Origin of the sequence: Faecalibacterium butyricigenerans, assembly GCF_020687345.1 — a bacterium.
GTDB classification, from domain to species: Bacteria; Bacillota; Clostridia; order Oscillospirales; family Ruminococcaceae; genus Faecalibacterium; species Faecalibacterium butyricigenerans.
The window spans coordinates 1-24,551 of record NZ_JAJEQL010000031.1 but is presented as its reverse complement, the minus strand read 5'-3'; the positions used below and the strand labels follow the sequence as shown (position 1 = coordinate 24,551).

Below are 24,551 nucleotides of genomic sequence, written 5' to 3'. Positions count from 1 at the left end.
GGCGGCGCCGGGCTGACGCCCTTTTTTCTCTTTTCTATGCCGTTTTGTATAAAGTATACAAGAAAAAACTCCAAAAGTCGTCGAATCGACTATTGCCAATTCGCAACTGATATATTAGAATATAAGTGAGAGAGCGAGGCACTCCTGCCGCGCACAAACGCAAAGCATGATAAACGGAGGACATCCACTATGCCTATGAAAATGGGTTGGCGCTGGTATGGCGAGGGCAACGACCCTGTCACCCTCAGCGACATCAAGCAGATCCCCGGCGTGACCAGCATCGTCTGGGCACTGCACAACAAGATGCCCGGCGAGATCTGGGAAATCGACGAGATCCAGAAGGTCGCAGACCAGATCCACGCCTATGGCTTCGACATGGACGTCGTCGAGTCGGTCAACGTCCACGACGACATCAAGATCGGCCTGCCCACCCGCGACAAGTACATCGAGAACTATAAGCAGTGCATCCGCAACCTGTCCAAGTTCGGCGTCAAGGTCATCTGCTACAACTTCATGCCCATCTTTGACTGGACCCGCACCGACCTGTTCCACCCCGTCGGCGACGGCTCCACTGCACTGTTCTACGAGAAGGACAAGATCAAGGGCGATTACAAGTCCATGGCCGAGTACATCATGTCCTTCACCGAGAAGTACAACATGACCTTCCCCGGCTGGGAGCCGGAGCGGATGGCAAAGCTGGACGAGCTGTTCAAGGCCTACGCCCCCGTCACCAAGGAGAAGCTCTGGGAGAACCTGAAGTACTTCCTTGAAGCCCTGATGCCCACCTGCCGCGAGTGCGACATCAAGATGGCCATCCACATGGACGATCCCCCTTGGGATATCTTCGGCCTGCCCCGCCTGCTGGTGGATGCCCAGAGCATCGACCGCTTCCTGAGCATGGTGGACGATGAGTACAACTGCCTGACCCTCTGCTCCGGCAGCCTGAACGCCAACCCCAACAACAACGTGGCTGAGATCGTCCGCAAGCACTGCGACCGCATTGCATTCGCACACATCCGCAACATCCATCACTTCCCCAACGGCGACTTCTCCGAGGCTGCCCACCGCGACTGCTGCGGCGAGACCGGCATCATCGAGATCCTGCGCGCCTACCATGACTGCGGCTTCGAGGGCTACATCCGCCCCGACCATGGCCGTCAGCTGTGGGAGGAAGGCCCCGGCGTCTGCCGCCCCGGCTACGGCAAGTATGACCGTGCGCTGGGCATCCAGTATATGCTGGGCGTCTGGGACCTGCTGGACCGTCTGGACGAAGAAAAGAAGAAGGGCTGATCGAATATGAAGCTGACTGACATTAAAAACGGCAATCTCTCTGCCGAGTGGGCAGAAAAGGGCTATGAGCTGCCCAAGTTCGACGTCGAGGCCGTCAAGGCCAAGACCCACGCAGAACCCACTTGGGTGCACTTCGGTGCCGGCAACATCTTCCGTGCTTTCCCGGCTGCCATCCTGAACGACGCACTGAACAGCGGCAAGTATGACCGCGGCGTCATCGTGGCCGAGAGCTTCGACTACGAGATCATCGACAAGGCTTACCAGCCCTACGACAACCTGAGCCTGCTGGTCTGCCTGAAGTCCACCGGCGACATCGAAAAGAAGGTCATCGCCTCCGTCACCGAGAGCCTGAAGGCCGACTACTCCTTCGGTGCTGACTGGGCACGTCTGGTCGAGATCTTTCAGGCTCCCAGCCTGCAGATGATCTCCTTCACCATCACCGAGAAGGGCTACGGCGTCGCTCCTGCTGACCTCGAGCGCGGCCTGACCCCCGTGCTGGCCATGGGCAAGGTCACTGCCCTGCTCTACGAGCGCTTCAAGGCCGGTGCTCTGCCCCTGACCGTCCAGAGCATGGACAACTGCTCTCACAACGGCGATAAGGTCAAGGCTGCGGTCTTTGCCTACGCCTCCAAGTGGGTCGAGCAGGGTCTGGTGCCTGCCGAGTTCCTCGCCTACGTCAAGGACGAGACCAAGATCACCTTCCCGTGGAGCATGATTGACAAGATCACCCCCCGCCCGGATGCCAAGGTCCAGCAGATGCTGGCCGACGACGGCTTCGAGGACAACTACACCATCGTCACCGAGAAGCACACCTTCACTGCTCCCTTCGTCAACGCCGAGGAGACCCAGTACCTCTGCATCGAGGATCACTACACCAATGGCCGTCCTCCGCTGGAGCTGGGCGGTGTCCTCTACTGCGACCGCGAGACCGTCGATAAGATCGAGAAGATGAAGGTCTGCACCTGCCTGAACCCCCTGCACACTGCCATGTCCATCTACGGCTGTATGCTGGGCTACACCCTCATCTCTGCCGAGATGGCCGACGAGGATCTGCGCGCCTTCATCCAGAAGATCGGCTACATCGAGGCCATGCCCGTGGTCGTCGATCCCGGCGTGCTGAACCCCTACGAGTTCATCGGCGCTGTCATCAACCGCCGCCTGCCCAACCCCTTCATGCCCGATGCTCCCCAGCGTATCGCCACCGATACCTCTCAGAAGCTGGCCATCCGCTTCGGCGAGACCATCAAGGCCTACGAGGAGCGCGGTCTGGACAAGTCCAACCTCGTCCTCATCCCGCTGGTTCTGGCAGGCTATGCCCGCTACCTGAAGGGCATCGACGACAACGGCCAGCCCTTCGAGATCTCTGCTGACCCGATGCTGGCTGAGCTGCAGGCCATCGTGGCTCCCCTGAAGGTGGAGGCCGGTGAGCAGGACTTCTCCTGCCTGAAGGCTCTGTACAGCCGCACCGACGTCTTCGGCGTGGATCTGTATGCCGTCGGTCTGGGCGAGAAGATCGAGTCCATGGCCAAGGAGCTGTTCGCAGGCCCCGGCGCTGTCCGCGCCACCCTGCACAAGTACACGCTGGCCCGCTGAGCGCTGACGGTATCTTGAATTAAGCCATTCCCTCACCCATGCTGCGTTTTGCTTTGCCGCAGCGTGGGTTTTTTATTTTGTCCTTTTCCGGGCAAAACGAAAGACCGCCGGGTTTTGATGCCCGGCGGTCTTTCTTATGATAGGAGGATCAAAAATGATCTTAGACGATCAGTTCAGGACGGTCTGCTCGGTCTCGATGTCGAAGAGATGGACCTTGTGGGGATCGAAGGCAACGCGGACCTTGTCTCCGTTGCGTGCCTTGGAGGTAGGAGCGACGCGGGCGGTCATCTTGTTGCCCTTGTACTCGAGGTACAGGTAGATCTCAGCGCCCATCATCTCAGAGACATCGACCTGAGCATCCAGCTGGCAGTCGGTGTGCTTTGCCATAAACTCCGGCTCGTCGTCGATGTCCTCGGGACGGATGCCCATCTTGACCTTTTTGCCGACGTAGGAATCCAGCTTGCCGTCAGCGGTCTTCTCCTTGGGCAGGGGGATGACGTCGCCGCCCAGATCGATGCCGTACTGGTCGCCCTTCTTGATGACAGTACCATCGAGGAAGTTCATCTGGGGGCTGCCGATGAAGCCTGCAACGAACATATTGCAGGGCATATCATACAGGTTCTGCGGGGTATCGACCTGCTGGATGATGCCGTCCTTCATGACGACGATGCGGTCGCCCATGGTCATAGCCTCGGTCTGGTCGTGGGTGACGTAGATGAAGGTGGTAGCCAGCTTCTTGTGCAGCTTGATGATCTCGGTACGCATGGAGGTACGCAGCTTTGCATCCAGGTTGGACAGAGGCTCGTCCAGCAGGAAGACAGCCGGGTTACGAACCATTGCGCGGCCCAGAGCGACACGCTGGCGCTGGCCGCCGGACAGAGCCTTGGGCTTGCGGTCCAGCAGGTGCTCGATCTCAAGGATCTTGGCAGCCTCATGGACGCGGCGGTCGATCTCGTCCTTCGGGGTCTTGCGCAGCTCCAGACCGAAAGCGATGTTCTTGTAGACGGTCATGTGGGGGTACAGAGCGTAGCTCTGGAAGACCATGGCGATGTCGCGGTCCTTCGGGGGGACGTCGTTGATGAGACGGCCGCCGATGTACATCTCGCCCTTGGAGATCTCCTCCAGACCGGCGATCATGCGCAGGGTGGTGGACTTACCGCAGCCAGAGGGGCCGACGAAGATGATGAACTCCTTGTCCTGAATCTCGAGGTTGAAATCGGTGACAGAAGGAGCAGTAGCACCGGGGTAGATCTTGTAGATATGCTGGCAGCTGATCGAAGCCATAACGCATTTTCCTCCATTGATGTTGTTTCACTCATAGGCCCACGCTTGACGATGAGCCGTTTCATTGCTATTATAATAGCAGATTATTTTGTGATATGAAATAGCATTTTATTGATTCGAGGTGTCAGATATTGATTTACGCACCCAGCACCACCGCCGCCCTCGGCGTCGTGGAGGATGTCCAGCCGGAAACGCCCCTGACCCTGCGGGGCGAAGGGCTTTGGGTCTGTCTCATTTCCAGCGGAAAATGCGTCGTCTCCCTGTCGGAAACGGGGGCAGCGCCCGGCGGCTCTGCCCTCCTGCTGCCGCCCCAGAACGCGGCGGCGGGCCATCTCGTGCTGAGCCGGGGGCCTCTGACCCTCGCGCCGGAAAACGAGTGCCATCTGCTCTGCGTCCAGCTTACGGGGCAGGCGGCAGAGCAGTTCCTCGGGGGGCTGTCTGAGATGCCCTTCCTCGCCCGGGGCGAGACCTGCCCGGCGGCGGCAGAGCTGATGGGACGCCTCGCCGAGGAGCGGGACGCTTCCGAGCGGGTGCGGAGCCAGCTGGCCTTTGCCCTACTGTGTGAGCTTTCAGACGCCGACAGCGCCGCCCCGGCCCTGCCCCCGCTGGTGGCTGCGGCCATCGAGGACATCCGCAGGAACTACGCCGGGCTTTACGGCGTAGAGGAGCTGAGCGAGCGTCTGGGCGTTTCCAAGAGCCACCTCGTCCGGGCTTTCACGGCGGCGCTGGGCGTCTCGCCGGGGCGGTATCTCACCAGTGTCCGCATCGAGGCCGCCATGCGGCTCCTGCTCCACCGGGAGTACACGCTGGACGTCATTGCCAGCCTCTGCGGCTTTTCGGGGGCGAACTATCTCTGCCGCGTCTTTAAAAAAACGACCGGCCAATCCCCCACGCAGTGGCGGGCGATGGCCGGTCGGAGCGCCCTGCCCGGGCTTTCGCCCGAGCAGCAGCGACTGGAACAGGAATTGTTTATTTAACAGGCTTCCGCTTCAGCAGAAAGAGGGTCAGGCAGGCCGTGATGGCCTCCGAGGCCGGGAATGCAGCCCAGACGCCGTTCATCCCGAAGAGGGCGCTCAGCACCAGCGAGCAGGCCACGATGGCCGCGACGCCCCGGGACAGCGAGGTGGCAGAGGCCTCTGCGGGGCGGTCTACCGCGCCCAGATAGCCTGCGGCCACGATGTTGAAGCCCGCGAAGAAGTAGCCGAGGAAGTAGATGCGCATTCCTCGGAAGGCATACTCTGCCATGAGGGCCGAGTTCTCGCTGTTGAAGACGGCGACGATGGGGCCGGTGAACCCGAAGAGAACGGCATACAATGCCGCCGCCAGTGCAAGAGCGGTCCCGCTGCCCAGCAGCAGGAGCTTATGCGCTCCGGCGGCATCGTTTTTGCCGTAGCACCGGCTCACCAGCGGCTGTGCGCCCTGCGCCACGCCGTTGAAGATGGCCGTCGCCACCAGCGCGTAATTCGCCACGACGCCGTAGGCCGCCACGGCCACATTGCCCGCCAGACGGAGGAGGAGCAGGTTGAAGACGGTGGTGGTCACGCCCGAGGACATCTCCCCCACGAAGCCTGACACGCCCAGCTGGCAGCTCTGGGCCAGAAGCCTCGGCGAGGGCAGCTGCCGCACGAAGCGGATGGTGTTTTCCTTCTTGAGAAAGTGGCGGCTGCAAATGAGGATGCTCAGCACCGGCGACACCGCCGTTGCCAGCGCCGCGCCGGGCAGGCCGAGGCCCATGGGGAACATGAAGATATAGTCGAACACCACATTGAAGAGGCTGCCGCACAGCGTCGCTACCATCGCCAGCGAGGGGTCGCCGTCGTTGCGGACGAAGGATGCGACGATGTAGTTGCACATGAAGAAAGGAGTGAACAGCAGGAAGATGCGGGCGTACCCCACACCGAGCGCGATGATCTCACAGTCGCCGCCCATGAGCCGCAGCAGTACCTCGGGGCAGAAAACTCCCGCCAGCATGAAGGGCAGGGCGAACACCAACGCCCAGAGCAGGGCGTTGGAGAAATAGCGCACCGCGCGCTCGTCCCCCTGCGCCCGGAGGATGGCGTAGCGGGTGGCTGCGCCGAGGCCCAGCATCGAGCCGATGGCAAAGATGAAGTTGTAGATGGGCAGGCAGAGGTTGAGCAGGGCGACGCCGTCGGTGCCCGCCGCCTGCGAGATGAAATAGGTGTCCGCCAGAATGTAGCAGGATGTGCCCAGAAGGCCGAAAATGTTCTGGCTGACGTATTTGAAATACTGTCTGGTAAGGCTCATATTTTCCTCGTCAAATATCACATTTTTGTCGTTGCAGCTTTGGATATACTGCCATATTGGGTCAGTCTATCACAATCCGACCAAAGGTGTCAAGCGCTCCATTTGCACAAATGCCCGGATGGGTGTATACTGTAGTTTGTTTTTGAAACTGCACCGAAAGGAGGGCGCATCATGTCGGGCAGAACCTTATATTGTCTCGGCGAGGCGTGGCTCGAGCTGGAAAGCCCTGCCTCGCTCGCGTCGGCAGAGGCGTTCCGGCCCCGGGTGGGCGGCAGTGCCGCCGCGCTGGCGCTGGCCTATGCGGCGCTGGGCGGCAGAGCTGCCCTTCTGGGCCAGCTGGGGGAGGATGCCTTCGGGCACCGCATTGCAGACGCGCTGGCCGACGCCGGCGTGGATGTCCGCCGCCTCTGCTTCACCTCCCGCGCCCCCACGCCTCTCCTCTTCCGGGGCGGCGGAGGGGCGCTGCCCTGCCGCATCCGCTCGGCCGACCTGCTCTACTCTGCCGGGCAGCTGGGAGAGGGCTGGGCCGCAGACGCCGGGGTGCTGGCCCTTTCCAGCGCCTGCCTCGTAGACAGCCCCTGCCGCTTCACCCACCTCTCTGCGCTGGATACGGCCCACGCCTCCGGTGTGCCGGTCTGCTTCGTCCCCGCCCTCCGTCCGGCCCTCTGGCCCAGCGAAAAGACCCTGCGGGACACGGTGCTGCAGTTCCTCCCTTTTGCAGACCTGCTGGTCCTCACCGAGGACGAGATGGAGCTTCTGCTGGACACCCGGGCCTATCAGGTAGGGCTGTTCTTCCTGCTGCGGGGGCACGTCCAGCTGGTCCTGCTCCAGACCGCCGAGGGCGTCCACGCCTTCACCCGGACGGCACACGCCTTCTGGCCCGGCCTTTCGGCCCCGCCCGAGGAGCTGGCTGCGCGGCTGCTGTTCCGGCTCGACGCGCAGGACGCCGCCCTGAAAAAGCTCATGAAATACAGTGCAGCCGCCCTTCAGACCCTGCTGTGACGCAGGAAAGCCCCCGCCTTGTGACAGGCGGGGGCTTTCCTTTTACCATCCGGAGGAGGATGAGCAGATCAGCTTATCAGTGGATGAACACCGGGCCAAGGGGATTGGCGATGGGGCTGACGTAGCCGCCCAGCAGCTTGGGGATCGCAAGGCTGATGTCGGGCACATAGGTCAGGAGCAGCAGGGCGATGAACATGCACAGATAGAACGGCAGGGTAGCCTTGACGACCTTCTCCATGGGGCGCTTTGCCACGGCAGAGCCGATGAACAGGACAGCGCCGACAGGGGGGGTCAGCAGGCCGATGCCGCAGTTCAGGACCATGATGATACCGAACTGGATGGGGTCGATGCCGATGGAGGTGGCGATGGGCAGCAGGATGGGGGTAGCGATCAGGATGATGGGAGCCATATCCATGATGCAGCCCAGCACCAGAATGATGAGGTCGATGAGCAGTGCGATGATGTAAGGATTGCTGGTGACGCTGGTGATGGCGTTTGCGGCCAGATCGGGCACGTGCAGCATGGTCAGGCAGTTGCCGAACACTGCAGAGGTGGCGATCAGGATCAGGACGATGGACAGGGTGTTGACGCACTCGTCCAGAGCGTACCAGACGCCCTTCCAGTCAAGGCCCTTGTAAACAAAGACGGAGACCAGCAGAGAGTAGATAACGGCGATAGCAGCGGACTCGGTGGCGGTAAAGACGCCGCCGACAACGCCGAAGACGACGATGACGACTGCGGCCAGTGCCCAGATGGAGGTGCCCAGCTGCTTGATGAAGCCTTTGATGGTGAAGGGAGAGCCCTTGGGGTAATTCTCCTTGACGGAGATGATGTAGGAGCCGATCATCAGGACGATGGCCAGCAGAGCGCCGGGCAGGTAGCCGGCGAGGAAGAGGCTGCCCACGGAGATGCCGCCAGCGGTGGTGGCGTAGATGACCATGTTATGGCTCGGGGGGACCAGCAGGCCCTCGCAAGAGGAGGTGATGGTGACAGCGGTGGAGAAGTCGGCGTCGTAGCCCTGATCGACCATCATGGGGATCATGATGGAGCCGATGGAAGCGGTATCTGCAGAAGCAGAACCGGAGATGCCGCCGAAGAAGTAGGAAGCAACGATGTTGACCATTGCCATGCCGCCGCGCATCCAGCCGACGCAGGCGTCAGCCAGCGCGATCAGCTTTTCGGAGATGCCGCCGCTGCCCATGAGGACGCCCATGGTGATGAAGAAGGGGACGGCCATCAGGCTGAAGGACGAAATGCCCTTGACCATCAGACGGCAGACATCGGTCAGCGCCTGACCCTGCACCATCAGGCAGAGCACGCTGGACAGGCCAACGGCGTATGCAATGGGGAAGCGCAGGAAGATCATGACGAAGAAGCTGACAAGAAGGACAACGATCGCCAGTGTCTGGACTGTCATATTAGTTCTCCTCCTTTACAAAAAAGCTCTTGACATGGTTATACAGCGCCTCGATCTCGAAGATGATCATGGCGACACCGGCCAGAGGCACCGGGAAGTACATCCAGAAACGGCTCAGCCAAGGCATCGAGACATAGAAGCCGCGGCCGCCCAGCGTGGTGGCATAGTTCCAGCCCACCACCATCATGATGATGCCGAGGACGCAGACTGCCAGATCCGCGAGGATGTCCAGCACCTTGACGACGATCTTGGGCAGATAGACGTCAAATGCGGTCATCCGGATGTGTGCGCCGCGGCGGATGGCCAGAGCGGCACTCAGCACGGCCATATAGCTCATGCAGGTCAGGACGACCTCTTCGGTCCATGCGGGGTCCGGGATGAATGGGACGTAACGACCGATGACCGACATGGTGGTGATGAGAATATCTGCGATCAGCAGCAGCTTGCAGATAAACAGAACCACTTTGTAGGTGATGTCGTACGCCGGCTTGATCTTATCCAGAGTGGTAAAGATTTTCGGCATAGGATCTCCTCCATACTCTATAAAAAACCCGGCGGGTCTGCGGGCGTATCCCGTAGTCCCCCGCCGGGCTTATGTACTACTTCAGGACAAAGACGCTGTTATCAGCCCTTCATATCCAGCAGCTTCTGGTACAGCTCAGCCTGATCCGAGGTGTTCTCGCTGATGACCTTAGCGCAAGCCTCCTGCCAAGGAGCCTTATCGGGGACATCGACGACGTTGCAGCCAGAGGACTTCAGCTCGTCGAGGACCTTGTTCTCAGCGCTCTCGGACAGGTCAGCGTTGAAGGCCTGCGTATCAGCACCGGCCTCCATGATGGCAGCCTGCTGGTTCTCGGTCAGCTTGGCCCAAGCGTTGTCGGTGATGACAGCCTGAATAGCGCCCAGAGTGTGGCCGTCGAGGATCAGGTTGTTTGCGACCTCGGGGAAGGCGTTGGACTTGTAGTTTGCGATGGGCTGCTCAGCGCCATCGACAACGCCGGTCTGCAGTGCGCTGTACAGCTCACCGAAGGAGACGACGGTGGGGTTCGCGCCCAGACCCTCGACCATGCCGTTCATGACGGGGTCGTTGGACACGCGCAGCTTCAGGCCCTTGAAGTCAGCGATGCCGGACACGGGCTTGACCGTGAAGAAGTGACGGAAGCCCTCTTCGCCGTAGAAGATACCACGGACGGGCAGGCCCAGCTCCTGAGGCTCGTTCAGGAACTCAGGTGCCAGCTCGCTGTTGGCGAAGTTCCAGAAGTGAGCGCGGTTCTCGAAGGTGAAGGGGATGGACAGCAGCTTGGACTTGTTGCAGCCGTAGCTGGTCAGTGCGAAAGCAGAGATACGGCTCATATCGATGGAGGTGGAGCCGCCGAGGATGGCGTCCAGAACGTCGTTCTCAGAACCCAGAACGCCGGAAGCCTGCACGTCGATGACGACGGAGCCGCCGGTCAGCTCTTCGACCTTCTCCTTGAAGTGGGTAGCGGTCTGGCCGACGATGGTATCCAGCGGGTTGACCTCAGCGTAGACCAGAGTCACCTTCGGGTCGGAAGCAGCAGCTGCAGCATCGCCGGCGGGGGCGGTGGAAGCAGCAGCGGAAGTAGCGGTAGAGGTTGCGGTGCTCTTGGAGCCACCGCAGGCGGTCAGTGCCAGAGCAGCGGCAGAAACGCCTGCTGCTGCCAGAAAGCTGCGACGAGAGATCTTCTTCATGATAATTGTCCTCCTAAAAAATTTCCTCTTGTACGTCGGCGCGCTCTGCACGGGTCGCACGCCGTCCGTTCATTTACTATACACACTTTAGCAAAAATTTTAAGCCAGAGCAAGGGGTTTTGAAAAATGTCCTGTTTTTCAAAAAAATGTGAGAAACACTTTTGTGCATCTTCTACAATCATCAGTGTGGTTTCTTCAGCATATCGCCCAACAAGATGAATACAATGTAATATTTGTGTCCTTTTCTCAGCTTTCCCGGATGCGCTGGAGGAGGCCGTTCTGCTCCCCGAAGCGCGCATACAGCGGCTCCACTGCCGCCCGGAAGCGGGCTTTCTCGGCGGCGGAAAGGGTCGTCACCTCCACGCCCCATGCCCGCATATGGGCCTCGGCGCTGGCCTCCCGCTCGGCCCAGAGGCGGCGTTCGGTCAGGGCGCTCTCCTTCCCGCAGGTGCGGACGATGTCGGGGAAGCTCTCGTCCAGCTTTGCCAGCTTTTCCATCGCGGCCTCGCTGGCCAGCTGCAATTCGGGCACACGGGTGTGCTCGTCCTCTAAAAAATAAGGTGCGACCTCGTAGTGGCCCATAGCCTCATAGCTGGGCCAGTTGTTCTCTGCGCCGTCGATCTCGGCGTTGTGGAGGGCCGCATACACCCGGCTGTAGACCACCTGCACAGGCTGTGCACCGAGGTCCTGTATCATCTCGCTCATCAGATCCGACTCCTGCACCCGGAGGGTCAGCCCCACGAGATCTGCCAGCGTCTCCACCTTTTCGCGGGTGTAGAAGCTGCGGACCCCGGCGTCGAACCACGACAGCCCCACAAGGTCCATCGCGCCGAGGCTGGAGAGGAACCCATCCCCGATCTCACCGTCCAGCACCCGCCACATCTGAGGGGCGTCGGTGTAGAGGAAAGGCAGCTGCAAAACGCTCAGGGTGGGCAGCTGCTCCGCCAGCTGGCTCAGGGAGACGCGGGCAAAGTCAATGCCGCCATACTGCATCTGCTCGATGACGCTCTGCTCGGCCCCCAGCCCGCCTCCGCTGTAGACGACGACCTTGACCCTCCCCTCCGTCCGCTGGGCCACAAGGTCGGCGAAGGCCAGCGCGGCCTGCGTGGTGGGGTAATCCTCGGGCTGGTTCTCGGCGTAGCGCAGGATAAGCTCCGGGCCGGTATATTCCTCGGCTCTGCCGCAGCCCACAGCGCCCAGTGCCGTGCAGGCGGCCAGCGCCAGCACACTGCGGCGGGAGATCCTCCGCCCGCTCAAAGCTCGGCCTCCGGGTCGGACTTCGCTTTCTGCCCCGCCTGACGGCGGTACTGGGTGGGGGTCATTCCGGTGCGCTTCTTGAACGCCCGGGCGAAGTAGCTGGCGTCCTCGTAGCCCACCATCGACGCCACCTCTGCCGAGGAGCGGAAGGGGTCGGCCAGCAGCTCCTTGGCTGCGTTGATGCGCAGCTCGGTGAGGCAGTCGAGGAAATTCATCTTCTGATACTTCTTGAACTGGGCCGACAGGTACGCCGGGCTGATGTGCAGGATCTCGCCCACGCTGTCCAGCGACAGGTCGAACATATAGTTGTCCTCGAGGTAACGGCGGACATGGGCCATGATGAGGGCCGCCTGACTGTTCTCGCCCTCCTCGGGGGACTCTTCGGCCTCCTCTCCGGCCGCAGGCGGTTCCGGCTGGGGCTGAGGCTGGGCGGCGGCCAGCTCCTCCAGCTTCCGCTCGGTCTGGATCTGCCGGATGGCCCGGCGCACCGAGGCCTCCAGCTCATCGGGGTCCACCGGCTTGAGCAGGTAGTCGCAGGCCCCCAGATGCACCGCCTCGTGGGCGTACTGGAACAGGCTGTAGGCCGTCACGAAGATGACCCGGCAGGAGGGCCGCTGGGCCAGCACAGCGCGGGCTGCGTCGAGGCCGCTCATCCCCGGCATCTCGATGTCCATGAGGATGAGGTCTGCGTTCCACAGCACCGCCGTGTCGGCAGCCTTGCGGCCGTTCTCGGCCATCTCCAAGACCACTTCCCGCTCAAAGCGGCGCTGGACGAGTTCTGCAAGCGCCTCCCGTTCCAGTTTTTCATCATCCGCGATCAACAGCCGGATCATCGTCCAATTCCTCCTCCAAAAGTTCTACTAAGGGCAGATACATACTGATGGCCGTGCCCCGGCCGGGGTGAGAGCGGATGACCAGCCGCCCCCGTTTGTCCAGAAGCCGCAGGCGCGCGGCCACATTGTAGACGCCGATGTGCTCCCAGCGCTCACCGGGCCGGGCCAGTGCGGCTTTCAGCTGGGCCAGCTGCTGGGGCTGGATGCCCACGCCGTTGTCGCAGACGCTGATATAGAGCAGCCCCTTCTCCCGCAGCGGGTTGATGCGGATGCGCACTACGCCGCCCTCTTCCTTGGGCGAGATGCCGTGCTTGAAGGCGTTCTCCACGATGGGCTGCAAGATAAAGGAGGGCACCATCGTCTCCGTCAGGTCGAGGGAGTCGGAGATGCGCCACACCATCTTCACCCGGTCGCCGAAGCGGACGTGATAGATGGAGTAGTATTCGTCCACGATGCGCACCTCCCGGGCCAGCGGCACCTGCTCGTCGTTGCTCATGAGGCTGTAGCGCAGCAGGTGGGACAGCGCTGTGATGAGGGCCTGCGTGCGGTAGGCTTTTTCCTGTCCGGCGGTCTGCAGGATCACGTTCAGGGTGTTGAAGAGGAAGTGGGGGTCGATCTGGCTGCGCAGCTGCTGCAGGCGGCTGCGCTCCATCCGGTTCTGCAGCTCCAACGCCTCCGTCTTCTGGCGGTGAAGCTCCCGCTCCATCTCGTTCTTCTCCCGCAGGGTAGTCACCTGCTCGGCCATCGAGTGCTTCATGTGATTGAACGCTTCGGTGAGCTGGGCCATCTCGGGCTGATGGGGCACAGGCAGGTCGGGCGAGTCGAACACGCCCCGGGTGACCTCCCGGGAGGCACCGATCAGCTGCTGCACCGGGGTCAGCAGGTGGATGACCGAAAGCGCCATGACGCAGCCCAGCGCGAGGCAGAGGGCCACCACGACGGTCTGCGCCCACTTGACCCGGTCGCTGAGGGCTGACACGGTGGTGTAGGTGCTCTGTGCGTCGGCGATGGCCCTGTTGAGCAGCTGCTGGGTGTATTGACGCAGATAGCCTCCGCAGGGGACGATCTTATTATAGTAGAGCTGGGCAGCCTGCGCGTCCTCGCCGGAGGCCACCGCCTCTTCCAGCTGGCCCACCAGCGCGGTGTAGCTGCTGTAGGTGGTGGAGACGGCGTTGTAGAGCAGATACTGCTCCTCGCTGACGGTGCCAATGTCGCCCTGAATGCGCCAGAGCCACGCGTTGGTGACAGAAAAGGCCCGGTTCAGTTCCTCGGTCAGCGCCTTGGCGTCGCCGTACTCCCAGCGGTAGTTCTCCATTGCCGAAAGGCTCTGCTCCACGCCGTTCTGGAAGCGGCTGATGGCGTTGAAGTTGCCCATCTGGTCGTCCAGCTCCCGCAGCACGGTGCCGGACTGGTAAAAGCTCAAGAATATCTGCCCTGCCAACGCCAGAAAAAATGCCGCCAGACAAAGGCTGATCTGCCCCTTCAGGGTCATCCTGCGCCCCACGCATCCGCCCTCCTCACTTGGTATTATTCCTCCCGCTCCGGCCTTTCTGCCGCCCGGGCGGAGCCTTGATCCATTTTCTTTTTCGTCCTATTTTAGCACATTTTAGGGCATCTGCGCAATATCATCCTTGATTGTTGGAAAACAATATGGTACTATGACCAAAAAGGAGGATATTTTATGTCTCAGCCGATCTCTGTTTCCGTCCAGATGGACGCTGCATCCTTCCACGATTTCGCCGCCTTCGACCTGATGCGCCACCGCAAGGCGTGGCACCGCCCTCTGGCCTTCACGGCCATCCTGCTGGCATCTGCCGGGGTCTGCCTCTCGCAGGTGGGGCAGAAAGACGGCGCGGCCCTGCTCACGGTAGTGCTTTCCGTCGTGGCTCTGGGCGTGCCCGCCGTCTACTTCTGGACCTTCTTCCACTCTCTGCGCCTTCAGATCAAAAAGATGGGCCTTCCCCGCCCCTTCTATCGGCTGACGCTGGACGATGCAGGGCTTTCGGTCTGGATGGCAGGCGAGCAGGACAAGCCCGAGCCGACCCGGAGTTATCCGTGGCATGACCTCCACCTCGCCTACCGCACACCGAACGCCATCTATCTCTACGTTCAGCAGACGCAGGCCTACCTGCTCAACGACAGCCTCGACGCCGCATGGAGCCTGCTGCAATCCTCCCTCCCGGCAGAACGCTTGCGCGACCTGCGATAAAACGTAAAAATCCCTCGCACAAGCCGTGCGAGGGATTTTTTTGACCTCTCAGTCTGCAAAACAAAAACAGACAGCGCCGTGGAAAGGAGGAGAAAGCGGCGCTGCCTGTATATAGGAACTCCTAAACATTTGCGGCTGTTAGGAGGTTGTTGGTAGTCTGTCCGCCGCCGTGGCTGTTGCCTCGCATTGGCTGGGGGACAGTGTTTTTTAGGGGCGCAGCACCCGCTGCGGGGGCCTGCGCATGAATCTTGCCTGCATGGCATCGTGGGAAGCTCAAAAGCCGGAGATGGGGGACTCACGTTTCTGTCTTCCCGACTGCACCCTTATTGTACCGGATAAAAATGGAGTTTCTTTGTGGTAGTTTTGAACAATCTGCAAACAAGATGTGGAAAACCGGAGAGCTTTCTTTTCCGCTCTGCTTGACATTCGGCACGGAACGAGGTATTGTTAATTTTATTGTGCAATATCTCTGGGAACCTTGTTTTTTGAGGGAGGGAAGAACTATGACCGACACGGCACAGCAGCAGAAAAAGACCCTGCTCATGACCGAGGGCAGCATCTGGAAGAGCATCCTGCTCTTCTCGGTGCCGCTCATCCTTGGCAACCTGCTCCAGCAGCTCTACAACACCGCCGACTCCATCATCGTCGGCAACTTTCTGGGCAGCAATGCGCTGGCCGCAGTAGGCTCCAGCGGCTCGCCCATCTACCTGCTCATCGGCTTCAGTCAGGGCGTGGCCGTGGGTGCAGGCGTCGTGGTGAGCCAATACCTCGGCGCGAAGGACAAAAAGGAGACCCGCATCGCCGTCCACACCTCGCTGGCCATCGCGGCCATCCTCGGCCTCATCCTCACGGTGGGCGGCATCGCGGTCAGCCGCACCCTGCTGGTCTGGATGAACACCCCCGACGAGGTGCTGGGCGATGCCGTCACCTACATGAAGCTCTACTTCGGCGGCGTGCTGTTCAGCGTCATCTATAATATGGCGGCAGGCATCCTCAACGCGGCGGGCAACTCCCGGCGCTCGGTCCTCTACCTTGCCTGCGCCTCCATCACCAACATCATCCTCGACCTCGTGTTCATCGCCGGGCTGAAGATGGGCGTGGCGGGCGCAGCCATCGCCACCGACATCAGCCAGCTCGTCTCCTGCGTGCTGAGCCTCCGTTTCCTGATGAAGGTGGACGCGGACTATAAAGTGGAGCTTTCCTCCGTCCGTCCCGACAAGCGGATGACCTCCCGCATCATCCGCATCGGCCTGCCCACCGGCATCCAGAACATGGTCATCTCCTTCTCAAATGTGCTGGTCCAGTCCAGCGTCAACAGCTACGGTGCCGCCGCCATGGCGGGCTTTGCCGCCTACATGAAGATCGACGGCTTCAACATCCTGCCCGTCACCAGCTTCAGCATGGCGGCCACCACCTTCGTGGGCCAGAACTACGGTGCCGGCAACCTCAAGCGGGTGAAGAAGGGCACATGGGTCACACTGGCCATGGGCGTGCTCTACACCCTCTGCACCGGTGCCCTGCTGCTGGCGTTCCAAACCCCCATCATGCACCTGTTCACCTCCGACGAGACGGTGGTCTCCTTCGGGTGCATCGCCATGCACTATTTCTGCCCCTTCTACTTCCTGCTGTCCATCCTCCACGGCATGGCAGGCGCCGTGCGCGGCACGGGCCGCAGCGTCCCCCCGATGGTGGTGCTGCTGGTCTCGCTGTGCCTGTTCCGGGTGGTATGGATCCAGTTCGTCCTTCCCTTCTTTTCGGGCATCGAGGGCGTGTTCGTCCTCTACCCGGTGTCGTGGGCACTGGGCGCGGCGCTGATGGTCCTCTACGCATGGAAAGGCAGCTGGATGACCTACGACCATTCCTGACCGGCATCACCTTCCATTCTATTTTTCCATTCGTCTTTTGGGGCCGTCTGTGGTATCCTTTATAGGCAGAAAAAACACAGATCTCATATCGCAGGAGGACTCATGCAAGCAGTGAAACAGGCAGTTAAAACAGAAACCGCACAGCAGCGCCCCGCCGGTGCACAGATGGCCCTGCGGATCCTTCTTTCTTTCATCAAGATCGGTGCCTTCACCTTCGGCAGCGGATGGAGCATCGTTGCCCAGATGGAGCAGGAATTCGTGGACAAGCGGGGCTGGATGACCAAGAGCGACCTGCTGGAACTCATCGCCGTGGGCAAGAGCCTGCCCGGCATCATGGTGGTGAACATCACCATGCTCTTCGGCTACCAGATGGCCGGGGCTTTGGGCGGTGTCTGCGCAGCCGTCGGCCTGTGCATCCCTGCCGTCATCACCCTCACCGTCGTGACGGCCATCTACGATGCCATCAAGGACAACTACTGGGTCTGGTCGGCCCTCCGGGGCGTCCAGTGCGCCGTGGCCCCCATCATCGGCGGCGCGGCCATCTCTCTCGGCAAAGACGCCCTGCGCAGCGCGGCGGCCATCATGATCTGCGCGGCGGCCTTCGTGCTCTGCTATTTTACGTCCATCAGCAACCTGACGCTGGTGATTGCCGGTGTGGTCATCGCACTGGTCTGGATGGGGGTGAGCGAACATGGCCGCAGCTGAGACCCTCATCCAGCTCTTTATCGCCTTCGCAAAGATCGGCTTCACCAGCTTCGGCGGCACCTCCATGATCCCCCTCATCATGGATGAGATGTCCTCCCATGGCTGGATGACCGACGCCGACCTGACGAACCTCATCGCCATCGCTGAGATGACCCCCGGCTCGCTGGGCGTCAACGCCGCCACCTTTGCAGGCACAAAGACAGCCGGGATGCTGGGCGGCATCTTTGCCGTGCTGGGCGTCCTCAGCCCCACCCTGACCCTGACCCTGCTGGCGGCAGTCTTCTTCCAGAAATTCCGCACCAGCAAGGTCATGAGCTACATCATGCGCATCGTCAAGCCCATCTGCATCGGCATGGTGCTGGGCGTGCTGGTGGGACTGTGCCGCCAGTCCTACCTCACCGAGGCAGGCGGCATCAGCCTGTCGGGCCTCTTCATCGGCATCCTCTGCTTCGTCCTACTTCAGAAATTCAAGCTCAGCGTGCCGAAGGTCATCGGCATCGCGGCTGCGCTGGGGCTGGTGTGCTTCGGGGTGTTCTGACTCCAACCTCTCAGTCTCGCTTCGCTCGACAGTTCCCTTACCGAGGGGAGGTGGCATCGCGTCAGCGATGACGAAGAGGTTTATTTTTTTATCGCCAGCGGCGACGGTCTTATGCTCACCTCGCCGTGGCAGAGGACCTCGGTGCGGCCTGCCTCCCGCTCCACGATGAGCCGCCCGGCGTCGTCGATGGCCACCGCCCTTGCGGCGTAGCTCTCGCCGCCGGCGCAGACCGTCACCCAGTGGCCGGGCACAAAGCACCGGGCGCGGTACTCGTCCAGACAGTCGAAGTCCGGGCAGAGGGCCAGCAGCTGGCGGGCGATCTCTCCCGCCAGCGCAGCCCGGCTCACCGGCGCAGGCCCGCCGGGGTAGAGGCTGCCCGCGATGGGCCGCAGCTCCTCGGGCCAGTCCTCCGGGCGGGAGGTGAGGTTGAGACCAATACCCGCCACCAGCCATTCCAGCTGGCCGCTCTCAAGGTCGGCCCCGGCCTCGGTCAGGATGCCGCAGACCTTTTTGCCGTTGTAGTAAAGGTCGTTGACCCACTTGATGCCCAGCTCCAGCCCGCAGAGCTTCTTCACGGCCCGGCAGACAGCCACCGCCGCGCTGACGGTGACGGCCTGCGCCTCGGTCATGGGCAGGCTGGGCCGCAGCACCAGCGAAAGATAGACGCCCTTTCCCACCGGGCTTTCAAACCGCCGCCCCAGCCGTCCCCGGCCCGCCGTCTGCTGGCCGGCAAGCACCATCGTGCCATGAGGCGCACCCTCAAGGGCCAGCGTCTTGGCGGTGCGGTTGGAGCTTTCCAGCGTGTCGTAGAGGAAGATGGGCGCGTCATACTCTCCCACCGCCTCGGCACAGAAGGGGTCGCCCCCTGCCAGCCGATAGCCCCGCCGGGGGGCAGCTTCCAGCGCATAGCCCTGCGCCGCCAGCGCGGCGGCGGCCTTGTGGACGGCGGCGCGGCTCACGCCCAGCTGCCGGGCCAGCTGCTGGCCCGAGATGCACTCGCCCTGCGCGGCGGAAAGGGCCGCCAAGAGGGCCTGTTTTGTGGCAGAGGCCATCGGATCTCCTCCTTTTTGGTGTGTAATAAGAGCATTCTACCACATTTTCAAAAATTTTCCCACGATTTTGCAGGTTTTTGCCCCGCTGTCTCGTATGGATAGACAGAGCGCTTGAAACGCAGGGCAGAAAGGAGGCGGAGCGCAGCCCTTGAACACACTGGAATTTGACCGGCTGGTGCAGAAGTACCAGTCCCTCGTCTACACCATCTGCCACCAGCTGGTGCCGGACGAGGGCGATGCGCAGGACCTGACGCAGGAGACCTTCCTCGCCGCGTGGCGGAACATGAGCCGCTGTCCTGTCGGGTACGAAAAGCAGTGGCTGGCCCGCATCGCCTCCAACAAAGCGAAGGACTACCTGCGCAGCGCATGGGCGCGCCGGATGAACACCCCCGGCGACGCTGTCCTTGCGCTGGAGGGCGCACCGCCCGGCAGCGAGCCGGAAACGCAGCTGCTGGAGGCGCTGGGCGAGGAAGAGCTGACCCAGCGCATCCTCGACCTGCGGGAACCCTATAAGACGCCCTGCCGCCTCGTGCTGCTGGAGCAGCACACCGCCGCCGAAGCCGCCCGGCTCTGCGGCAGGCCCCAGAAAACCGTGGAGGCGCAGGTCTACCGGGCCAAAAAGATGCTGGCCGCGCAGCTGAGCGCAGCCGGAAAGGAGGGCATTTAAATGGAATCGTTCCGGAAAGACGGCTGTCTGAGCGACGAAGGGCTGCACGCCCTCATCGCCGGACAGCTGGATGAGCTGGGGCGGCTGGAAGCCGCCGAACATCTCGCCTACTGCGACAAATGCACCGACCGCTACACTGCACTGCTGACTGCGGACGCTCTCTCCGACCCGCCCCGCAGCGTCCGCCGGACGGTGATGGGCACCATCTGGGTGCGGCTGATGCAGAGCACCTGCGGCCGGGCTGCGGTGGCGGGCGTCGCCGCTGTGCTGGCGCTGACCATCTGGCGCACCGGTGCGCTGACCTTCGTCACCGACCACAGCCGCGACCTGCAGGCCCTCCTGCCCGCCGTTCAGGTCACTCTGCCGGAAAAGCAGCCCCCGAAGCTCCTGCCGGAGAAGCTGGGCAGGCCGGTGGACTCCCGCCCCGGAGAGAACTTCTACACCCGCGTTTCTTCTGCGCTGGAAAGCCTGCTGAACGCGGCTGAAAACATCAAGTAAGGAGACCGTTATGCTGAAAAATGGATTTTTGACCTTCTGCTGCGCCTTCGTCCCCGGCGCAGGCCAGATGTATCAGGGCTATATGAAGCGGGGCCTCTCCCTCATCCTTACAGCCTGCTGCATCGGGATGGTGAGCTCACTGCTCAACCCGGTACTGCTCCTGCTTGTGATGGTGTGGATGTACAGCTTCTTTGACACCTTCAACCTCCGGGCGCAGATCCTCGCGGACACCGCGCCGGAGGACGACTACCTCATCCACTTCGACCCCCGCGACAGACGGCTGGCCCGGGCTCTGCTGGACAGCCACAAGCTGGTGGGCTGGGCGCTCATCGCCTTCGGTGCCCTCATCGCCTACCAGAGCCTCATCATGAACATTCTCGGCGACCTCGTCTACCGCTGGGGCCACTCCTCCCCCGTTTTCCGTGCCCTCTATCTCGTCATGGCCAGCCTGCCGGATGTGGTGGTCTGTGTGGTCCTCATCGTCTGCGGCGTCTGGCTGGTGAAAGGCCCCCATCCGGCCAAAAAGCCGGATGCCTCCAAGGACATCCCCGAGGATGCCGATTTCTGCGAATACCACGCCGATGAGCAGGAAAAGGCCCCTCTGCTCTCCTCTCCTGTGGTGAATGAAAATGAGGTGACGGATGATGGAACAGAACACGACGAATAAGCCCCTGCGCCGGGTGGGCACCCTGACGCTGGGCGTTTGCCTCATCGCGGCGGGCGTGCTCTTCCTGCTGGCCCGCTTCCTGCCCGGCCTGCCGTGGCTGGTCATCTGGCAGGTACTTCCGGCGGCGGGACTCATCCTGCTGGGGTGTGAGGTGCTCTACTACTCGGCCCGGCCCGGCGCGTGCCGGTGCGACTTCGGCTCGGTGGTGCTCTGCCTGCTGCTGATGGGCGGGTGTTTCGGCATCTCGACCCTCATGCTGCTGGCCCAGATGCTGGGCCGCGGCTACACGATCCACCTGTGAATACAAGAAAGCCTGTGCAGCTCTCCCGCCCCGGGAGGGTCTGCACAGGCTTTTTTCGTTTGAAGAGAGGGGCTTACTGCACGCCGGTCAGCTCAGCCAGCTTGTGGTAGATCTCGGTGTTGTCAAAGACGCCGCGGAACTTCTCCGCGCCGACGCCCAGCGCATAGATGTTGACGGGAGCGCCGGTGTGGGCATAGGTGGTGTGGTCCATGCCGGACTTGTGGTTGATGGTGTGGCAGACGGCCATGCTGAAGGGGATGTAGGTGCCGTACAGCTCATAATCCTGCTGGCTCATCTCCTTCTGAGAGGAAGAACCGACGGCCAGCGTCCGCTCGTAGGCCTTGCGCAGGTTCTCCACCTCGTAGTCGGTCAGCAGCAGCTTGCCTGCCTTGGCGGCATCGGGGTCGGTGGGCAGGGTCAGGCCGAAGTTGGCCTTCACGTCGGCCATCGCAGCCTCAAAGGGGGTCTTGTTGGCGATGTAGCCCTTGACGTAGGTGGAGTCGAACTTGGCGTAGGACATCTTCTGGTGGGTGAGGTTGGTCAGGAAGGTGTCGTAGTTGGTGGTCTTGTAGCCGATGGCCATGCCGCCGGTCTCGTGGTCGGCGGTGACGAGGATGAGGGTGTCGTTGGGGTGGGCGTTGTAGAAGTCCACCGCAGTCTGCACGGCGTTGCTCATCTCGAGAACGTCATGGATGGAGGCGGCAGCATCGTTGGCGTGGCAGGCCCAGTCGATCTTGCCGGACTCGGTCATCAGGAAGAAGCCCTTCTTGTTGTCCAGCAGCTCGATGCCCTTCTTGACGTAGTCGGTCAGCTGCCACTCGCCTGCGGCGGCATCCATGGAGTAGTTCATAGCCTTGCCGTCGGCCAGTGCCTCCGCGATAATGAGGGTCTTGCCTGCACCGGCCTTGAGGGCGGCGGCGTCTGCCTGACGGGTGACGACGTTATAGCCGTTCTGGGCAGCGATCTCGTGGTTGTTGGGGCCGGTGCCGTCGCCGTTCACCTTCTGGAACTCACCGCCTGCGAAGTATTCGAAGCCGGAGGCGGCCAGCTCTTTGCCGATGGCGTAGTAGTTCTTGCGGGTCTTCTGGTGTGCGTAGAAGGCAGCAGGGGTGGCGTGGTCAATGTTGACGGAGGAGACGACGCCCACCTTGTAGTTCTTCTGGGCATGGAGCTTCTCGGCGATGGTCTCATAGGGCACATCGCGGGTCCAAGGACACATATTGATGACGCCGCTCTCGGTCTTGTGGCCGGTGGCGATGGAGGTAGCAGTGGAAGCGGAGTCGGGGCAGAAGGAGGTGCTGTCATAGGTGGTCACGCTGCCCACCTCGGGGAACTGGGTGAAGCTCAGCTCGCCCTCGGTGACGGCGCCGTTGTTCTCCACCGTGCCCTTGTAGAAGCGGGCAGACTGGATCTGGGCCGTGCCCATGCCGTCGCCGATGAAGAGGAAGACATATTTGGGCTTGCCGCCGAAGATGCCCAGCAGGCCGTTCTCCTCCTCTGCTGCCTTGTCCACGTTGGGTGCAGCGGCATGGGCGGCTGCGGGAGCAGCGGCCAGCATACCGGCGGCAGACGCAAAAGCACCAGCCTTCAAAAAGCTGCGGCGGGACATTTTATTCTCTTTCATACCTGAAAGTCCTCTCTTTCCATGAGCCTCACAGGCTCGCTCTCTCTTTTTTGATCCTCGGGAACGGCCTTATTTTACCGCCCACGCCCCCGGCCCGAAACCATACCGGCGCAAAATCGGTGTAAAACCCCGGCGGCGGCTGAGGACTTTGTGTAAAAAAGAGGACTGTCCGGATGCAAAAAGCGCCCCTCCGCTTTACCGGAGAGGCGCTTTTGTATATCACAGGTCAATTATGCGTTGAAATTTTCCTCGTTCAGCAGGCCCTCGCTCTTGGCCACACAGATGCTGGCGACTGCGTCGCCCACCACGTTCAGGGAGGTGACGAGCATCTCGATGGGGCGGTTGATGGCAAGGATGAGGGAGTAGGCCAGCAGGGCGCTGTCGTTGACGAAGCCCGCGCCGGACAGGATGGTGAAGAGGATGACGGCCCCTGCGCCGGGAGCGGCGGGGGTGCCCACCGAGGCCAGCAGAGCCAGCAGGGCCACCACGACCAGCTGGGCGGGCGTGACGGTGTATCCGGCGCAGCCCGCGATAAAGACGGTGGCGACCACCTGCATGATGGCAGTGCCGTCCATGTTGATGGTCATGCCCAGCGGCAGGACGAAGGAGGCGATGGACTCATCGACGCCGAAGTCCTCGGTGCAGACCTTGATGTTCAGGGGCAGGGTCGCCGCGCTGGAGGAGGTGGAGAAGCCAAAAACGGCCACATTAGCGATCTTCTTGATGAAGGTGATGGGGTTTTGCTTCGCGCCCAGCGCCACCACCAAAGGGTAGGCCACCAGCAGGAAGACCAAGAGCAGAGCCACCGTGACCACCACGTACACCAGCGCAGGCTTGAGGTAGTCGATGCCGTAGATGGCGAAGGTGCGGGTCAGCAGCACGAAGACAGCGAAGGGGGCGAAGGTCGTGACCACGAAGTTGAGGAAGACCACCACCACATCGTTCACCTCGCCCAGCAGGCGGCGGAGGGTGGCCGTGCGGCTCTCACCCAGCACATTCATGCTCAGACCCACGGCCACGGCGAGGAAGACGGAGGAGAGCACCGCGTTGTTGCTGCCGAACGCCGTGACGATGTTGGAGGGGATGACGTTCAGCACCACGTTCAGGGGGTTGGAGCCGGTGGAGCCGGCGGCCTCGGTCAGGCCCTCGATGTGGGTGTTGAACAGGCCCATGGAATAGGTGGCATAGCCCACGCAGCCGGCCAGTGCCAGCGCCATAAAGGAGCACAGCAGGAACCAGAAGAGGGTCTTGGCCGAGATGCGGCCCATGGTGCGGGTGTCGGCGATGCTGCCGATGGCCAGCGCGATGGAGGTGAACACCATCGGGATGATGACCAGCTGCAGTGCCTTGATGAAGAGCTGGCCAATGATATAGAACAGGCCCAGTGCACGTTCTGCGCCCTCGGTGGTGATGTCCTGAAAGAGCAGGTCGTTGATGGTCTGCCAGATGCCGCTGTTGCCGGAAGCAACGAGCTTCTCACGCAGCATCATAAAGGCAAAGCCTGCCGCAAGGCCGCAGACCAGAGATACTGCCATCCTTTTCGCTAGGAGCGAGCCGCTGTTTTTATTTTTTTTCATACGATTTTCCTCACTTTTTTCCGTTTCCCAGTGTGTTTCGGTCGCATTCGGTCTATCTTACCACGATACACTGTTGGATGCAAGGGAAAAATCGTCTTTTCAGGCGATTTTTTTGGAAAAGTATGACATATAAAAAATCTGTGTAAAAATTACGTTTAGGATAAAGAAAACCTCTCCGTCACGCCTACGGCGTGACG

23 protein-coding genes are annotated in these 24,551 nt (G+C 61.6%); 12 read left to right on the top strand and 11 right to left on the bottom strand.

Annotated features, from left to right (window positions below; all coding sequences use genetic code 11):
- Positions 1-189: 189 nt before the first annotated feature.
- Positions 190-1,290, top strand: a complete 1,101-nt coding sequence (gene uxuA, locus LKD23_RS10485) for a mannonate dehydratase (RefSeq protein ID WP_227621591.1) — start codon at positions 190-192, stop codon at positions 1,288-1,290.
- 6 nt (positions 1,291-1,296) lie between these two features.
- Positions 1,297-2,883: a mannitol dehydrogenase family protein gene (locus LKD23_RS10480; RefSeq protein WP_227621590.1), complete on the top strand. Its 1,587-nt coding sequence runs from the start codon at positions 1,297-1,299 to the stop codon at positions 2,881-2,883.
- A 168-nt stretch (positions 2,884-3,051) separates the two neighbouring features.
- Here LKD23_RS10480 and LKD23_RS10475 read toward each other — a convergent pair whose 3' ends face one another.
- On the bottom strand, positions 3,052-4,167 hold the full coding sequence (locus tag LKD23_RS10475) for an ABC transporter ATP-binding protein (RefSeq protein ID WP_227621589.1): 1,116 nt from the start codon (positions 4,165-4,167) through the stop codon (positions 3,052-3,054).
- 131 nt (positions 4,168-4,298) lie between these two features.
- On the opposite strand from LKD23_RS10475, the gene LKD23_RS10470 reads away from it, so the two are divergent.
- Positions 4,299-5,144 carry a helix-turn-helix transcriptional regulator gene (locus tag LKD23_RS10470; protein WP_227621588.1) on the top strand — a complete coding sequence of 282 codons (846 nt, stop codon included), beginning with the start codon at positions 4,299-4,301 and terminating at the stop codon, positions 5,142-5,144.
- Here LKD23_RS10470 and LKD23_RS10465 read toward each other — a convergent pair.
- Positions 5,137-6,432, bottom strand: a complete 1,296-nt coding sequence (locus LKD23_RS10465) for an MATE family efflux transporter (protein WP_227621587.1) — start codon at positions 6,430-6,432, stop codon at positions 5,137-5,139. The genes LKD23_RS10470 and LKD23_RS10465 overlap by 8 nt on opposite strands.
- A gap of 171 nt (positions 6,433-6,603) precedes the next feature.
- Here LKD23_RS10465 and LKD23_RS10460 point away from each other — a divergent pair, with 171 nt between their 5' ends.
- Positions 6,604-7,434 carry a PfkB family carbohydrate kinase gene (locus LKD23_RS10460; protein ID WP_227621586.1) on the top strand — a complete coding sequence of 277 codons (831 nt, stop codon included), beginning with the start codon at positions 6,604-6,606 and terminating at the stop codon, positions 7,432-7,434.
- A gap of 76 nt (positions 7,435-7,510) precedes the next feature.
- Here LKD23_RS10460 and LKD23_RS10455 read toward each other — a convergent pair whose 3' ends face one another.
- The 6 genes from LKD23_RS10455 to LKD23_RS10430 form a co-directional block, all read right to left on the bottom strand.
- Positions 7,511-8,851: a TRAP transporter large permease gene (locus LKD23_RS10455; protein WP_227621585.1), complete on the bottom strand. Its 1,341-nt coding sequence runs from the start codon at positions 8,849-8,851 to the stop codon at positions 7,511-7,513.
- A 1-nt stretch (position 8,852) separates the two neighbouring features.
- Complete coding sequence (locus LKD23_RS10450) at positions 8,853-9,374, bottom strand: TRAP transporter small permease (RefSeq protein WP_227621584.1); 522 nt, start codon at positions 9,372-9,374, stop codon at positions 8,853-8,855.
- Positions 9,375-9,475: 101 nt separating this feature from the next.
- Positions 9,476-10,561: a TRAP transporter substrate-binding protein gene (locus LKD23_RS10445; protein ID WP_227621583.1), complete on the bottom strand. Its 1,086-nt coding sequence runs from the start codon at positions 10,559-10,561 to the stop codon at positions 9,476-9,478.
- Between the two features lie 246 nt (positions 10,562-10,807).
- The gene (locus LKD23_RS10440) at positions 10,808-11,818 is read right to left on the bottom strand and encodes a TRAP transporter substrate-binding protein (RefSeq protein WP_227621582.1); all 1,011 of its coding nucleotides are present in this window, start codon (positions 11,816-11,818) and stop codon (positions 10,808-10,810) included.
- On the bottom strand, positions 11,815-12,651 hold the full coding sequence (locus LKD23_RS10435; RefSeq protein WP_227621581.1) for a response regulator transcription factor: 837 nt from the start codon (positions 12,649-12,651) through the stop codon (positions 11,815-11,817). The genes LKD23_RS10440 and LKD23_RS10435 overlap by 4 nt, the downstream gene beginning before the upstream one ends.
- The gene (locus tag LKD23_RS10430) at positions 12,626-14,155 is read right to left on the bottom strand and encodes a sensor histidine kinase (RefSeq protein ID WP_227621580.1); all 1,530 of its coding nucleotides are present in this window, start codon (positions 14,153-14,155) and stop codon (positions 12,626-12,628) included. The genes LKD23_RS10435 and LKD23_RS10430 overlap by 26 nt, the downstream gene beginning before the upstream one ends.
- A gap of 177 nt (positions 14,156-14,332) precedes the next feature.
- Here LKD23_RS10430 and LKD23_RS10425 point away from each other — a divergent pair, with 177 nt between their 5' ends.
- The 4 genes from LKD23_RS10425 to LKD23_RS10410 all read left to right on the top strand — a co-directional run bounded on the left by LKD23_RS10425 (position 14,333) and on the right by LKD23_RS10410 (position 17,968).
- A complete protein-coding gene (locus LKD23_RS10425; protein ID WP_227621578.1) occupies positions 14,333-14,860 on the top strand; it encodes a YcxB family protein in 528 nt (175 codons plus the stop codon).
- A 503-nt stretch (positions 14,861-15,363) separates the two neighbouring features.
- On the top strand, positions 15,364-16,725 hold the full coding sequence (locus LKD23_RS10420) for an MATE family efflux transporter (RefSeq protein WP_227621577.1): 1,362 nt from the start codon (positions 15,364-15,366) through the stop codon (positions 16,723-16,725).
- Positions 16,726-16,836: 111 nt separating this feature from the next.
- Positions 16,837-17,430 (top strand): chromate transporter, encoded by a 594-nt coding sequence (locus tag LKD23_RS10415; protein WP_227621576.1) that lies wholly within the window; start codon positions 16,837-16,839, stop codon positions 17,428-17,430.
- Entirely contained in the window at positions 17,417-17,968 is a 552-nt protein-coding gene (locus LKD23_RS10410) for a chromate transporter (protein WP_227621575.1), read from the top strand. Before LKD23_RS10415 ends, LKD23_RS10410 begins: the two co-directional genes overlap by 14 nt.
- 80 nt (positions 17,969-18,048) lie before the next feature.
- Here LKD23_RS10410 and LKD23_RS10405 read toward each other — a convergent pair whose 3' ends face one another.
- A complete protein-coding gene (locus LKD23_RS10405) occupies positions 18,049-19,020 on the bottom strand; it encodes a biotin--[acetyl-CoA-carboxylase] ligase (protein WP_227621574.1) in 972 nt (323 codons plus the stop codon).
- Positions 19,021-19,168: 148 nt separating this feature from the next.
- Between LKD23_RS10405 and LKD23_RS10400 the strand changes: the two genes are divergently transcribed.
- Genes LKD23_RS10400 through LKD23_RS10385 form a run of 4 tightly spaced genes read left to right on the top strand, consistent with a single transcriptional unit; the run spans position 19,169 to position 21,153 of the window.
- On the top strand, positions 19,169-19,687 hold the full coding sequence (locus tag LKD23_RS10400) for an RNA polymerase sigma factor (RefSeq protein WP_227621573.1): 519 nt from the start codon (positions 19,169-19,171) through the stop codon (positions 19,685-19,687).
- Positions 19,688-20,185 carry an anti-sigma factor gene (locus tag LKD23_RS10395; protein WP_227621572.1) on the top strand — a complete coding sequence of 166 codons (498 nt, stop codon included), beginning with the start codon at positions 19,688-19,690 and terminating at the stop codon, positions 20,183-20,185.
- Positions 20,186-20,195: 10 nt separating this feature from the next.
- Complete coding sequence (locus tag LKD23_RS10390; RefSeq protein ID WP_227621571.1) at positions 20,196-20,852, top strand: hypothetical protein; 657 nt, start codon at positions 20,196-20,198, stop codon at positions 20,850-20,852.
- The gene (locus LKD23_RS10385; RefSeq protein WP_227621570.1) at positions 20,827-21,153 is read left to right on the top strand and encodes a hypothetical protein; all 327 of its coding nucleotides are present in this window, start codon (positions 20,827-20,829) and stop codon (positions 21,151-21,153) included. The genes LKD23_RS10390 and LKD23_RS10385 overlap by 26 nt, the downstream gene beginning before the upstream one ends.
- Before the next feature lie 73 nt (positions 21,154-21,226).
- Here LKD23_RS10385 and LKD23_RS10380 read toward each other — a convergent pair whose 3' ends face one another.
- Positions 21,227-22,777: an alkaline phosphatase gene (locus LKD23_RS10380; RefSeq protein WP_227621569.1), complete on the bottom strand. Its 1,551-nt coding sequence runs from the start codon at positions 22,775-22,777 to the stop codon at positions 21,227-21,229.
- Positions 22,778-23,007: 230 nt separating this feature from the next.
- Entirely contained in the window at positions 23,008-24,312 is a 1,305-nt protein-coding gene (locus LKD23_RS10375; RefSeq protein ID WP_255668210.1) for a dicarboxylate/amino acid:cation symporter, read from the bottom strand.
- Between the last annotated feature and the right edge of the window lie 239 nt (positions 24,313-24,551).

Bases quoted from the DNA above. Each gene is read 5' to 3' on its own strand.
- LKD23_RS10405 (WP_227621574.1), bottom strand. From the start codon at position 19,020: ATGGCCTCTGCCACAAAACAGGCCCTCTTGGCGGCCCTTTCCGCCGCG.
- LKD23_RS10460 (WP_227621586.1), top strand. From the start codon at position 6,604: ATGTCGGGCAGAACCTTATATTGTCTCGGCGAGGCGTGGCTCGAGCTG.
- LKD23_RS10475 (WP_227621589.1), bottom strand. From the start codon at position 4,167: ATGGCTTCGATCAGCTGCCAGCATATCTACAAGATCTACCCCGGTGCT.
- LKD23_RS10465 (WP_227621587.1), bottom strand. From the start codon at position 6,432: ATGAGCCTTACCAGACAGTATTTCAAATACGTCAGCCAGAACATTTTC.
- LKD23_RS10420 (WP_227621577.1), top strand. From the start codon at position 15,364: ATGACCGACACGGCACAGCAGCAGAAAAAGACCCTGCTCATGACCGAG.
- LKD23_RS10425 (WP_227621578.1), top strand. From the start codon at position 14,333: ATGTCTCAGCCGATCTCTGTTTCCGTCCAGATGGACGCTGCATCCTTC.
- uxuA (WP_227621591.1), top strand. From the start codon at position 190: ATGCCTATGAAAATGGGTTGGCGCTGGTATGGCGAGGGCAACGACCCT.
- LKD23_RS10435 (WP_227621581.1), bottom strand. From the start codon at position 12,651: ATGATCCGGCTGTTGATCGCGGATGATGAAAAACTGGAACGGGAGGCG.
- LKD23_RS10450 (WP_227621584.1), bottom strand. From the start codon at position 9,374: ATGCCGAAAATCTTTACCACTCTGGATAAGATCAAGCCGGCGTACGAC.
- LKD23_RS10385 (WP_227621570.1), top strand. From the start codon at position 20,827: ATGATGGAACAGAACACGACGAATAAGCCCCTGCGCCGGGTGGGCACC.
- LKD23_RS10395 (WP_227621572.1), top strand. From the start codon at position 19,688: ATGGAATCGTTCCGGAAAGACGGCTGTCTGAGCGACGAAGGGCTGCAC.
- LKD23_RS10380 (WP_227621569.1), bottom strand. From the start codon at position 22,777: ATGAAAGAGAATAAAATGTCCCGCCGCAGCTTTTTGAAGGCTGGTGCT.
- LKD23_RS10410 (WP_227621575.1), top strand. From the start codon at position 17,417: ATGGCCGCAGCTGAGACCCTCATCCAGCTCTTTATCGCCTTCGCAAAG.
- LKD23_RS10390 (WP_227621571.1), top strand. From the start codon at position 20,196: ATGCTGAAAAATGGATTTTTGACCTTCTGCTGCGCCTTCGTCCCCGGC.
- LKD23_RS10455 (WP_227621585.1), bottom strand. From the start codon at position 8,851: ATGACAGTCCAGACACTGGCGATCGTTGTCCTTCTTGTCAGCTTCTTC.
- LKD23_RS10375 (WP_255668210.1), bottom strand. From the start codon at position 24,312: ATGGCAGTATCTCTGGTCTGCGGCCTTGCGGCAGGCTTTGCCTTTATG.
- LKD23_RS10480 (WP_227621590.1), top strand. From the start codon at position 1,297: ATGAAGCTGACTGACATTAAAAACGGCAATCTCTCTGCCGAGTGGGCA.
- LKD23_RS10445 (WP_227621583.1), bottom strand. From the start codon at position 10,561: ATGAAGAAGATCTCTCGTCGCAGCTTTCTGGCAGCAGCAGGCGTTTCT.